General features: G+C 64.0%; 8 protein-coding genes. 4 read left to right on the forward strand and 4 right to left on the reverse strand.

Annotated elements, in window-relative coordinates:
- The first annotated feature begins 3 nt into the window (after positions 1-3).
- Together BXA07_RS21475 and BXA07_RS21480 are read left to right on the forward strand one after the other, a co-directional pair.
- Complete coding sequence (locus tag BXA07_RS21475) at positions 4-1,581, forward strand: FGGY-family carbohydrate kinase (RefSeq protein ID WP_076570725.1); 1,578 nt, start codon at positions 4-6, stop codon at positions 1,579-1,581.
- Between the two features lie 247 nt (positions 1,582-1,828).
- Positions 1,829-4,090, forward strand: coding sequence for a TonB-dependent hemoglobin/transferrin/lactoferrin family receptor (locus tag BXA07_RS21480; protein WP_076570727.1), 2,262 nt, complete (start codon positions 1,829-1,831; stop codon positions 4,088-4,090).
- Between the two features lie 184 nt (positions 4,091-4,274).
- Here BXA07_RS21480 and BXA07_RS21485 read toward each other — a convergent pair whose 3' ends face one another.
- The 3 genes from BXA07_RS21485 to BXA07_RS21495 form a co-directional block, all read right to left on the reverse strand.
- Positions 4,275-5,633, reverse strand: coding sequence for a diguanylate cyclase (locus tag BXA07_RS21485; protein ID WP_076570729.1), 1,359 nt, complete (start codon positions 5,631-5,633; stop codon positions 4,275-4,277).
- 400 nt (positions 5,634-6,033) lie between these two features.
- Positions 6,034-7,227, reverse strand: coding sequence for an aminotransferase-like domain-containing protein (locus tag BXA07_RS21490; protein WP_076570731.1), 1,194 nt, complete (start codon positions 7,225-7,227; stop codon positions 6,034-6,036).
- Positions 7,228-7,403: 176 nt separating this feature from the next.
- Entirely contained in the window at positions 7,404-8,321 is a 918-nt protein-coding gene (locus tag BXA07_RS21495; RefSeq protein ID WP_076570733.1) for a DMT family transporter, read from the reverse strand.
- 127 nt (positions 8,322-8,448) lie between these two features.
- Between BXA07_RS21495 and BXA07_RS21500 the strand changes: the two genes are divergently transcribed.
- Positions 8,449-9,888, forward strand: a complete 1,440-nt coding sequence (locus tag BXA07_RS21500) for an aminotransferase-like domain-containing protein (protein ID WP_076570736.1) — start codon at positions 8,449-8,451, stop codon at positions 9,886-9,888.
- 36 nt (positions 9,889-9,924) lie between these two features.
- Here the strand turns inward: BXA07_RS21500 and BXA07_RS21505 are convergent, their stop codons facing one another.
- Positions 9,925-10,761 carry a PEP-CTERM sorting domain-containing protein gene (locus BXA07_RS21505; protein WP_139335692.1) on the reverse strand — a complete coding sequence of 279 codons (837 nt, stop codon included), beginning with the start codon at positions 10,759-10,761 and terminating at the stop codon, positions 9,925-9,927.
- Between the two features lie 263 nt (positions 10,762-11,024).
- Here BXA07_RS21505 and htpG point away from each other — a divergent pair, with 263 nt between their 5' ends.
- A complete protein-coding gene (htpG, locus tag BXA07_RS21510) occupies positions 11,025-12,944 on the forward strand; it encodes a molecular chaperone HtpG (protein WP_076570740.1) in 1,920 nt (639 codons plus the stop codon).
- The last annotated feature ends 2 nt before the right edge of the window (positions 12,945-12,946 follow it).

Genomic DNA, 12,946 nt, shown 5'->3' on the forward strand with positions numbered 1-12,946 from the left:
GCCATGGCCTGCGCAGCGGGCAATGGCCCGTATATCCTCGCCATCGACAATGGCACGCAAAGCGTGCGCGCGCTGCTGTTCGACCGCGAGGGAACGCTGGCGGCCAAGGCGCAAGTGTTCCTGGAAGCGTATTACTCCGACCACCCCGGCTGGGCCGAGCACGATGCGGAAGGCTACTGGCAAGCCGTATGCGCAGCGTGCCAGCAGCTGTGGCGCGGCACGGACATTGCCAAATCCGCCGTGGCCGGCGTGGCCGTGACCACGCAGCGCGGCACGGTGGTCAACGTGGATGAACATGGCGCCCCCTTGCGCCCCGCCATCACCTGGCTGGACCAGCGCAGCACGCGCGACATTCCGCAACTGGCGCCGTGGTGGCGCGCCCTGTTCCGCGCCACGCGCCTCGACGGGACGATCGCGTACTTCCGCCGCGAGGCCGAGATCAACTGGATCGCCGCGCAGCAGCCCGACATCTGGCGCCGCACGCACAAATTCCTGCTGCTGTCGGGCTTTCTCAATCACCGCCTCTGCGGAAAATACATCGATTCGACGGGCTCGCAAGTGGCCTACATCCCGTTCGACTACAAGCGCCATGCCTGGGCGGGGCGATTCGACTGGAAATGGCAGGCGCTGGCAATACAGCGCTCGATGCTGCCGGAACTGGTGACGCCGGGCACGCGCATGGGCGCCGTCACGGCATCGGCCGCCGCGGCGACGGGCATCCCGGAAGGCACGCCCTTGCTGGCGGCGGCTGCCGACAAGGCGTGCGAAGTGCTGGGCGCCGGCTGCGTCGAGCCGCACGTGGCGTGCCTGAGCTACGGCACCACGGCCACCATCAACACGACCAGCCGCAAATACGTGGAAGTGACGCGTTTTATCCCGCCGTATCCGGCCGCCATGCCCGGCGCCTACAGCACGGAAGTGCAGATTTTCCGCGGCTACTGGATGGTCAACTGGTTCAAGGAACAGTTCGGCGACCGCGAACGGGCGGCGGCCGCCGAGGATGGCACGGGCTTGTCCGCCGAGGCGCTGTTCGACCGCCTGGTCGACGCCGTGCCGCCCGGTTCGATGGGACTGATGCTGCAGCCGTACTGGAGTCCCGGCATCAAGGTGCCGGGACCGGAAGCGAAGGGCGCCATGATCGGTTTTGGCGACGTGCACACGCGCGCGCACATCTACCGCGCCATCCTCGAGGGCCTCGCGTATGCGCTGCGCGAAGGCAAGGAGCGCATCGAGCGGCGCAGCGGCGTCGCCATCACGGAGCTGCGCATCGCCGGCGGCGGCTCGCAAAGCGACTCTGCCATGCAGCTGACGGCCGATATCTTCGGCTTGCCGGCCGCGCGCGCCCACGTGTATGAAAGTTCGGGCCTGGGCGCGGCCATCGCCGCTAGCGTGGGCCTGGGCTGGCATGCGGACTTTCCCGCCGCCGTGCGGGCGATGACGCGCAAGGGCAAGGTATTTCAGCCCCACCCCGAGCACCGCAAGACCTACGAGCAGCTGTACCGGCGCGTGTACCGCAAGATGTATGCGCGGCTGCAGCCGCTGTACCGCGAGATCGCCGACATCACCGGCTATCCGGAATAGCTGCTCCATCAATGCTATTGCGAATCATTCTCATCCAGTATATGATGTGTTCCGCATTTCACCAAGGCAACTTATCCCGGTGACTGCAGTGCGCCGCCGGCCATGCGCCGGCGGCGTGTCCGCGCGGGCAGGGTTCCGCCGCAACGCTTCCGTCAACGCCGCCGCTTGATCGTGCGCCGCCCGTTTCCTCTGCCCTGCGCTTTTTCATTCCACAAGCATGAAGCAGCAAACCCAGGCAAGGATAGCGATGAAGAGCAGCAAACTAGAATGGACCCCACTGGCCGCCGCGCTGGCGCTGGCATTGGGCGGCGCGCACGGCCAAGCGTGGGCGGCAGCGAAGGGGGACAAGGCCGACGCGGTGCAGATGCCCGCCATCAGCGTGTTCGGCGACGCCATCAGCGCCGGCACGGCCGGCCGCTCGTATATCAACAGCGCCGATATCGAACGCCAGCAGGCCGACAACGTCGCCTCCTTGCTCGATACCTTGCCCGGCGTCGACCTGGCCGGCACGGCCCGTCCCAGCGGCCAGAGCCTCAATATCTGGGGCTTCAACAAGGTGCAGGACGTGAAGGTCATCCTCGACGGCGTGCCCAAGGGCTTTGAAAAATACCGCCAGGGCTCCATCTTCATCGAGCCGGAGCTGATCAAGCAGATCGAAGTGAACAAGGGCGCGCATACGAGCTTGTACGGCAATGGCGGCTTCGGCGGCGTCATCACGGTCGAGACCAAGGATGCGCAGGACTTGCTCGAAGGCGGCGAGAACGTGGGCGCCATGCTCAAGTACTCGCGCCACTCGAACAATGGCGAAAACGACGCCACCGTGGCAGTCTACGGCCGCACGCAAGACGGCCGCTTCGACGCCATGGCCTTCACCACGCAGCGCAAGTCCGATGATTTGCGCAAGCCCGATGGCAAGCCATTCCGCTTTTCCGCCATCGATGCGCCATCGAGCCTGGCCAAGCTGAATATCCGGCTGACGCCGGAGCAGCTTCTGACCCTGACGGCGATGAAGGGTGGCAGTTCGGGCTGGGGCCCGTTCGCCGCCATGGGCGAGGACGTACCCACGCCGACCGAGGCGGAAATCAAAAAGTATGGACTGGAAGAGGCTTGGCAGCGCAAGGCCGTGTACCGCGACCAGGACGACGACACGTATTCGGTGAAGTGGCAGTATGCGCCGCAGGACAATCCGTGGATCAAGGTGACGGCCAGCGCCGGCTATTCGCACACGGACCAGCATGACAAGCGTTTGCCGTCCGCTTCGCAGGGATCCTACCTGGGCTCCCTGGGCAACGAAAGCTGGGCCTCGTACGTGGACCGCATTGCCGAGGTGCGCAACGAAAGCGTGTTCGCGACGGGCGCCGTGTCGCACGTGCTGCAATCGGGCCTGCAATGGCACAAGAACGTGCGCGACACCCTGATGTACTACCCGTCGTCGACGGCGCTGAAGGACCCCAGCTACAACTACGGCTACTTCCAGCCGTATTACATGCCGGCCGGGCGCCAGGAAACCACGGGCCTGTATCTGCAGGATGCCATGAGCTATGGCAGCGTGACGCTGACGGCGGCGCTGCGCCACGACCGCGTCGTCTCCGAGGGCGTGCCGAACAAGGCGTCGCGCTACAACAGCCCGCTGCCGGCGGCCGGCCACGATTTCAGCGAAAAAGTGCACGCGGACTGGTCGCCGCGCCTGGGGCTGTTCTGGAAGGCGTCGGACAGCATGGCCCTGTTCGGCGACTTGAGCCGCACCTGGCGCGCGCCGACCATCGACGAAATGTATTCGAATGAATACTATGTGTCGCCGCGCCTCGGTTCATCGACGCCGGCCACCAGCCGCAACCTGGCCGTCGAGCGCGTGACGGCCGTGCGCGCCGGCGCCATGCTGCACCGCCAGAACGTGGTCATGGAACGCGACGACGCGCAGCTGCGCCTGACGGTCTACCGCAACCGCGTCAGCGACAATATCGGCCCGCGCCTGGGCGTGCTGGTCGAAGGCTACGAGCCGGGATCGGGCAAGGTGCCGCCGGCCCTGTCCGACTACCGCAACCTGGCCGGTTTCCAAACGCAGGGCGTGGAAGTGGAGTCCTATTACAACTCGCCGCGCCTGTTTGCCAGCGCCTCGCTGTCGAAGCAGCGCGGCACGCGCACGGGGTCGCAGCGCGACCCGTGGGGCGCGGATGAACCCGTGTCGACCATTGCGCCGGACAAGCTGATGGCGGGACTGGGCTGGCGCTTCCCCGATCTGGGCGCCAGCGTGGGCTGGCAGGGCCGCTTCGTGGCGAAGCAGGAGCGCGTGCTGCCGGTGGGGAGCGTGTACCGCTTGCCGCCGTCGAAAGGGTATGCGCTGCACACGCTGTTCGCGTCATGGAATGGCAGACAGGGCGTGTGGCGCGGCACGGAGGTGCGCCTGACGGTCGATAATGTCTTCAACCGCAACTACATGCCCTACCTGAGCGAGGCGGTCACCGGCGTGGGGCGCAATGCGAAGTTGAGCGTGTCGCGGAAGTTCTGATTCACTTTAAGAACGGCGGGCCGGAGACGCGGGCCTGAGAAAATGCCGATGGCAGCGTTGCAGCTTCCTTGCCGTACTTGCGTACTGTCTGCGTCGCTGCGCCTTGCCCTCGCCATTTTTCAGGCCCGCTTGGCCCGGAGTGCCTTTTTTTGTGACTTGGGCCTACTCCCGGTTCGCCGTATCCTTAACGTAACACCAACGCCTTGACCGTTTCCCAGGCCGTGCTGCCCGAGTGCGTGGCACGGACTTGATTACGGCCCGCTTCCTTGGCCACGTACAGGGCGCGGTCGGCGGCGACGAACAGTGCTTCGCGGTCGTCCAGCTGGTGCGGGCGGATGGTCGCCACGCCGATGCTGACGGTAATCCACGGCGACGTGCTTGACCGCGGATGCGGCAGTCGCAGCGCTTCGATGCTGGCGCGGATGGCTTCGGCCAGGTGCAGGGCGCTGTCGGCGTCCGTGTCGGCAAACAGCAGGACGAATTCCTCGCCGCCGTAGCGGGCCGCCAGGTCGCCGGAGCGGCTGGCGTGCGCATCGATGGCTTGCGCCACCCGCTGCAGGCAGCTGTCGCCGGCCGGGTGTCCCAGGCTGTCGTTGTACAGCTTGAAGTGGTCGACGTCGAGCACTACCAGCGACAGCGCGCCGCCGCCGCGCACGGCGCGTTGCCATTCTTTTTCCAGGAAACTGTCGAAATGCCGGCGGTTGGCGATTTTCGTCAGCGGGTCGAGGTAGGCAGCGCGCTGCAATGCGTCTTCCGACTGCTTGTGGTGGGTGATGTCGTGCAGCAGGCCGATATACAGGGGCTGGCGCAGATACATGGGCGTGAGGGTCAGATCCATGCTCAGCGCCGCGCCGTTGCGGTGGCGGATCGCCACTTCGCGCGTGCCGTGGTTGTGCGCCGTCTCGGGATTGGCCGCGTGCATGGCGAAATAATCGAGGTATTCCTGCGTCACCAGGGGACTGAGCAGCTCGCCGATGGAGCGCCCGGCCAGTTCGTTTTCGCGGTAGCCCAGGTACTGGTCGCAGGCGGGATTGGTGTACTGGATGCGGCCGTCGGCCTCGATGATCAGCAAGCCCTCGGCCATGTTGTTGACGATGGTGCGCAGGCGTTCGGCCTGCTCCTGCTGGGTTTCATTGTTGCTGCGGATTTGCAGCTGGGCGCGCACGCGCGCGCACACTTCGGCCATGCGCAGCGGCTTGCTGATGTAGTCGACGGCGCCGCAGTCGAAGCCGGCCACCACGTCTTCCGTTTCCGTCTTGGCGCTCATGAAGATGACGGGGATGCGCTGCGTCAGCGGGTGCTGCTTGAGGCGGCGGCACGTCTCGATGCCGTCCATGTCGGGCATCAGCACATCGAGCAGGATCAGGTCGGGATGGGCGCGCTGGGCGATCGCCAGCGCCCGTTCGCCGGACGTGGCGACATAGGTCTGATACCCCTGTTCGCTCATCAGCTTGCGCAGCAGCTCAAGGTTGGCCGGCGCATCATCGACAATCAAAATGGCGGCCTCGTGCCGCTGGGAATATCCCATACTGCCTGGACTCATTGCTACCGGCCTTCTCGGATGTGCTGCCCAAGGCCAGCGTTTGCTGCACTGTCGGTGGCGCCGAAGCCCGCCAAGCCGCTGCCGCCGCGCCTGGTGGGCGGGCAGGGCCGTGCCGGGAGTGTTGTCCTGGCCGCCAACTGCGGACCCTGGGCGCGACACGTGTAGTCAAAGGCTGACCGGAGTCAAAACTGACGCTGTCGGCGAATCATACCGCCTTGTTAATTTATTGGGTAAAAAAATGATGGTCGGCGAATACGTAAAATATTATTTTTATGATACTTTTAAAAATAAATACACGAAGTTGCTGCCGTAATGGCTGTTTTTAGGGGGGAAGACGCGTGCCGGGCAGTGGTGCGGGCAGCGGAAACGCCCCGCGCATGGCGGGGCGCGCAGAGCGGATTTATACTTTGGCGGCGATCAGCTTGCCCAGGATGGCGATGCCCTCGCGGATGCGTTCCGGCGGCACCGTCACGAAGGACAGGCGCAGGGTATGCGTTTCCGGCGTGTTGGCATAGAACGGCGCGCCCGGCACGAAGGCCACCTTGTTGGCGATGGCTTCATCGAGCAGTTTCATCGCATCGATGTGTTTCGGCAGGGTGACCCAGATGAACATGCCGCCTTCCGGCTTCGTCCAGGTGACGCCGGCCGGGAAGTGCTCTTCCAGCGCCGACAGCATGGCCTGGCACTGGTTGCCGTACAGGCTGCGGATGCTGGGGATATGCCGCTCCAGGAAGCCATCCTTGATCACTTCATGCACGACCATCTGCGTCAGCTGCGAGGTGTGCAGGTCGGCTGCCTGCTTGGCCAGTTCCAGGCGGCGCACCAGCGGCATCGGCGCTACCACGTAGCCGAGGCGGATGCCGGGCGTGAGCACTTTCGAGAACGAACCCATGTAGATGACGCCGTCCGGATTCATGTTGATCATCTTCGGATACGGCTCGCCGCTGTAGCTCAGGGCGCCGTACGGGTCATCCTCGATCAGCGGCAGGCCGTGGCGGGCGCAGGTTTCCACCAGTTCCACGCGGCGTGCCACGGACAGGCTGCGGCCCGTCGGGTTCTGGAAGTTCGGCAGCGCGTACAAGAGGCGCGCGCCATCGGCGACGGGGTTGATCGACGACGGCACCAGGCCTTCGTCATCGGTGTCGACGGACACGAATTGGGGACGGTAGACGGAAAATGCCTGCAGCGCGCCCAGGTAGCTGGGGGTTTCCACCAAAACCTTGCTGCCTTCATCGATGAGGACCTTGCCCAGCAAGTCCAGCGCCTGCTGCGAGCCGGACGTCATCAGCACCTGTTCCGGCAGGATGGTGCTGCCATTGCCGGAGAGCGAGTCGGCGATCCACTGGCGCAGCGGCAGGTAGCCGTCGGTGGGGCCGTATTGCAGGGCCACCTTGCCATTGTTCGACAGGACCTTGTCGAAGGCGGTCTTCATTTCTTCCACGGGGAAGGTGGCGGGCGAGGGCAGGCCGCCGGCAAACGAGATGATCTCGGGACGCTGCGTGATCTTCAGGATTTCGCGGATGAACGAGCTTTGCAGCTGTTCCGCGCGTTCGGCAAAGCGCCATTGGATCGGATTCGGATTTTCAATTTTCATACGAGTCTCACAGAAGATGCCGAGCTGCGCCGGCTGGATTTGTTGGCCCGCTTGTGGCGGTGCATGCGCAAGCGGCGCCGGATAGGCGTCGCCATGGTGCTGCGGTATTGTACGGCTTGCACGCCGCTCTGCCCATCCGCACGCACAACGGCGTTGCAAATGGGCGTCAGGATGCCTTACTTCAGCTTGCGTCCGATGGCTACCACGGCAATCACGGCGCCGGCAAACAGCAGGCTTTCGCCCGTCAGTGGCTCGTGCAGCAGCACGGCCGCGCCCAGCAAGGTGAGGAAGGGTTGCAGCAACTGCGTCTGTCCCACGCGGGCCACGCCGCCCAGGGCCATGCCCCGGTACCAGAAAAAGAAGCCGATGAACATGGAGAACACGGAAATATAGGCAAAGCCCAGCCAGGCGGCGGCGCTGGCCTGCGCCATCAGCGCGCGCTGCGGCCAGGCGCTCCACAGCACCACGGGCAAGACAAAAGGCAGGGCCAGCAGCAGGGCCCAGGAAATGACGTGCTGGCCCGGCATCGCCTGCGCCAGGCGTCCCCCTTCCGCGTAACCGAGGGCGCCGAGCAGCACGGCGGCGAACATCAGTACGTCGGCCAGGTGAAAGCTGCCGCCGCCCTGGCGCAGCGCGAACACCACCACGAGCGCCGTGCCGAGCAGGGCCATCAGCCAGAAGCCGGGGGAAGGGTGCTCCTTGCCGCGCAGCACGGCAAACACGGCGGTCGCCAACGGCAGGATGCCGACCAGCACGGCGCCGTGCGAGGCGGGCAGGCTGCGCATGGCGATCGACGTCAGCCAGGGAAAGCCCAGCACGCAGCCCAGCGATACGAGGGCCAGCGGCAGCCATTGTTCACGGCGCGGCAACGGCGCCCGCGCATGCCATAGCCACAGGCCGGCCAGGCCGGCGGCCACCAGCGCGCGGCCCAGGGCGACAAAGGTGGGATCGAGTTCGGCTACGGCCAGGCGCGTGAAGGGCAGGGTCAGGCTGAACAGGGCGACGGCGATCAGGCCCAGCAGCAAGCCCTTGCGGTCGTCGCGAAGGCGGGGCGGGTGGGCGGTAGGGGCGGCGGTGCTCGTGTGTGAAGACATGGGGTTCCTGGTGCGTGCGGTAAGGGAAAGGCATGGATTTGTATGCTCCATGCTGCTATCCTAGGCGGGAATAGCAGTACAGTACAAATACACTTCAACGCATAATTTCACATACTGTAATGGTCATATGAGCAATACACCGGCCACACCACCGCTGCCCTTGCTGTCGCGCGCCTCGGGCGAAACCCTGATCGACCAGATCGTCCGCTCGGTGGCGGCGCGCATCGACGACAAGCTGCTGCGCGGCGGCGCGCGCATGCCCTCGATCCGCCAGTGCGCGGCCAGCCTGAACGTGTCGTGCGCCACGGTGGTGGCCAGCTACGACAAGCTGGTGGCGCGCGACTATCTGGAATCGCGGCGCGGCGCCGGCTTTTTCGTGCGCGAGCGCTCGCCGCTGAACACGGCCATGCCGCAAGCGCATGGTGCGGGGCCAGAAGAGGGCGCGCAAAAGTTCGATGTCGTCTGGCTGATCCGCAATATGTTCCGCCAGACGCCGCCCCATCCGGCGCCTGGCTCCGGCATGCTGCCGCCCGAATGGCTCGATGGCGAACTGGTGGCGCGCGCCTTGCGCGATGTCAGCCGCCAGCCAAGCGCACACATGCTCAGCTACGGTGCGCCCCAGGGATTCTTGCCGTTGCGGCAACAGTTGCAGCTGAAACTAGCGAGTCTCGAAATCGCTTGCCCGCCCGAGCAGATCGTCACCACGGTGGGCGTGATGCAGGCGCTGGATCTGGTGGCGCGCGAATTCACGCGTCCCGGCGACACCATCCTGGTCGACGATCCGGCCTACTGGCTGATGTTCGGCGCCTTCGCCGCCATGGGCATGAAGGTGGTCGGCGTGCCGCGCCTGGGCGACGGTCCCGACATCGCCGTGCTGGCCGAGATGGCGGCGCTGCACCGGCCCAAGCTGTACGTGATCAACTCGGTGCTGCACAATCCCGGCTCCGGCTCGCTGTCGGCGGCCAAGGCTTTCCAGGTGCTGCGCCTGGCCGAGCAGCACGATTTCCTCGTCGTCGAGGACGATATCTATTGCGACATGCATCCGGGCGGAAGCGTGCAGGCGGCCACGCGCCTGGCTGCGCTGGACCAGCTGCGCCGCGTGATTTACCTGGGCGGCTTTTCCAAGAGCCTGTCGGCCAACCTGCGCGTGGGCTTCATCGCCACCTCGCCCGAGTGGGCGCAGCGGCTGGCCGACCGCAAGATGCTGGCCACGCTTACCACCAGTGACATCGGCGAGCGCGTGGTGTATAAAATCCTCTCGCAGGGCCTGTACCGCAAGCACACCGAGCGTCTGCGCGCGCGGCTCGACAAGGTGCGCGAGGGCACGTACCGCCGCGCCGAGCAGGCGGGCCTGCGCTTCGATCCCGCGCCGGCTGGCATGTTCATCTGGGCCGATGCGGGCTGCGACACGAATGTGCTGGCCGAAAAAGCGCTGGCCGAAGGCCTGGTGCTGGGTCCCGGCAGCCTGTTTTCGCCGCGCCAGCTGCCGTCGACCTGCATGCGCCTGAACCTGGCCACCGTGCAGGACGAGCAGGTCTGGACATTTTTCGAGCGCGTGCTGAAATAGGCGGATCATCCTGCCTTTCCGGCATGCACAAGCGGGTCAGGCGCGGCTTCGCTGCCGGCGGGCCATGACTGCCAGCAGCGCCACGCCGGCGAGCAGCATGCCGACTTGTGCGGGTTCCGGCACCTCGCGTACTCGCCAAAGGGCGTAGGTGCCGGTTCCGACAAAGTTGGTGGTGGCGACATAGGCGCCATGGTCGTCCGGATAGCGCGGGGCCGTATAGGTCAGATTGAATTGGGAACTGTAGCCCCCGGGGTCGACAAAATCCTTGAATTCGATGCGCTGCTCAAACTCCAGGCTGTCAAAGTAAGGTGTCGAGCCGCCGGCATACACTTCGATCATGGACCAGACCTCATGCCGCCCGTCGCCGTATCCGCCGTAACTATGCATTAATGCACTATTTGTCGGTTTCAGATACATGCTTGCGTAGCCGTCTAGGGCGGGTGACCAGCGGTAGCTACGGCTGCCCATCGTGATTTCGCCGGAAAAATACAGGGCGCCGCCATTGTTCGCATTGCTGGCGCCATGGATGGTCCCGGAGTTGGTTTCGGCAAGCGTTGCCGTATCGAGCAGGAATTTCATCGTATATGGCTTGCCGACTATCGATTCGTCGTAGCTGGAGAATAGATGCAACTCGTCCACCCCCTGGGCGATGATGCCGCTCACGCTGAATTCGATGACGGTTGCCTGGGCCATGGCGGGCAATGCCAGCAGTCCAGCCAGGATAGCGTTGCGCAAGGCCAGCATGCTGGCTTTGCGCGGACGCGTGTCGGGAAAATCTCCGGGAGTGGCAGGCGCCTTTGTCGGGGTGCAGCGGGAACCCGCCATGGACAGCGGCATGCAGGCGCGGACTGGCATCTTCGATAGGTGTGTCACGATGGTCTCCTCCTGTTTGATGGTAGAAAATCAATATTAATGCCGACGCTGTCTGCAAGGCGCTCAATTGATGAGTTCGTTTTGTTATCGATTTTGCTATGGCAGCCGGAACGCAGCACCACGTGCCTGGGTGCGCGATTTTGCGCAGCGCGGACGCCGGTGCAGCCATCGTGCAGGGATATTGAAGAAAAGGCGCCTTGAAATCGCTTATATAATCCCCAACTCCGTAAGATCCGTCCCATCCACAAGACTATGAGGTAAAAATGGCTGTCTCCGAAAAGCAAACCCTGGGTTTTCAGACCGAAGTGAAGCAAATGCTGCACCTGATGATCCATTCCCTGTACTCGAACAAGGAAATCTTCCTGCGCGAATTGATCTCGAACGCGTCCGACGCGGCCGACAAATTGCGCTTCGAAGCGATCGATAACGACGCCCTGTACGGCAACGATCACGAATTGAAGATCAAGGTCAGCTTCGACAAGGATGCGCGCACCATCACCATTTCCGACAACGGCATTGGCATGACCCGCGACGAGGCGATCTCGCACCTGGGCACCATCGCCAAGTCGGGCACCAAGGAATTCTTCGGCAAGCTGTCGGGCGACCAGCAGCAGGACGCGGCCCTGATCGGCCAGTTCGGCGTGGGCTTCTATTCCGGCTTCATCGTCGCCGACAAGATCACCGTCGAAACGCGCCGCGCCGGCGTGGACGCCTCGGAAGGCGTGCGCTGGGAGTCGGCCGGCGAAGGCGATTACAGCATCGAATCGATCGACAAGCCGTCGCGCGGCACGGACATCATCCTGCACCTGCGCGAAGGCGAGGACGAATTGCTGTCGAGCTGGAAGATCAAGTCCATCATCCGCAAGTATTCGGACCATATCTCTCTGCCGATCGTGATGCAGAAGGAAGAGTGGGACGACGAGAAGAAAGAAACCGTCCTGAAGGACGAATTCGAAACCGTCAACCAGGCCAGCGCCCTGTGGGCCCGCAACAAGGCCGACATCACGCCGGAACAGTACGACGAATTCTACAAGCACGTGTCGCACGACTTCCAGTCGCCGCTGACGCACACGCATAACCGCGTGGAAGGCCGCAGCGAATACACGCAGCTGCTGTACATCCCGGCCAAGGCGCCGTTCGACATGTGGGACCGCAACAAGCGCGGCGGCATCAAGCTGTACGTCAAGCGCGTCTTCATCATGGACGATGCCGAGCAGCTGATGCCGACCTATTTGCGCTTCGTGCGCGGGGTGATCGATTCGGCCGATTTGCCGCTGAACGTATCGCGTGAAATCCTGCAGGAATCGCGCGACGTCAAGGTCATCCGCGAAGGCTCGACCAAGCGCGTGCTGGGCATGCTGGAAGAACTGGCGAACGCGGACGAGCAGGATAAAAAAGACAAGTACGCCGTCTTCTGGAAGGAATTCGGCCAGGTGCTGAAGGAAGGCATCGGCGAGGACGCGGCCAACAAGGAGCGCCTGGCCAAGCTGCTGCGCTTTGCCTCGACGGCCAACGACAGCGACGAACAAATCACCTCGTTCGCCGACTACGTGGCGCGCATGAAGGAAGGCCAGGACAAGATCTATTACGTCACTGCCGACAACTACGCCGCCGCCAAGAACAGCCCGCACCTGGAAATCTTCCGCAAGAAGGGCGTCGAAGTGCTGCTGCTGACGGACCGCGTCGATGAATGGATGCTGTCCTTCCTGCAGGATTTCGAAGGCAAGGAACTGGTCTCCGTCGCCAAGGGCGGCCTGGACCTGGGCGCGCTGGAAGACGAAGCGGAAAAGAAAGAGCACGAAGAAACGGAAACCTCGTACGCCGACCTGGTGGGCAAGATGAAGACCGTGCTGGCCGACAAGGCCAAGGACGTGCGCGTCACGTTCCGCCTGACCGATTCGCCAGCCTGCCTGGTGGCCGATGAAAACGAATTGTCGGGCAACCTGCTGCGCATGCTCAAGGCGGCGGGCCAGAGCGCGCCGGAATCGAAGCCGATTCTGGAAATCAACCCGAACCACCCGCTGGTGACGCGTTTGAAGTATGAAGACGCGGAAGGCGGCAAGTTCGGCGACTGGGCCAACATCCTGTTCGACCAGGCCATGCTGGCCGAAGGCGGTTCGCTGGCCGATCCGGCCAGTTTCGTCAAGCGCCTGAACGAACTGCTGCTCAATTCGGCCAAGTAGTT

The organism is Janthinobacterium sp. TND4EL3, assembly GCF_900156175.1.
Classification (GTDB): domain Bacteria; phylum Pseudomonadota; class Gammaproteobacteria; order Burkholderiales; family Burkholderiaceae_D; genus Janthinobacterium.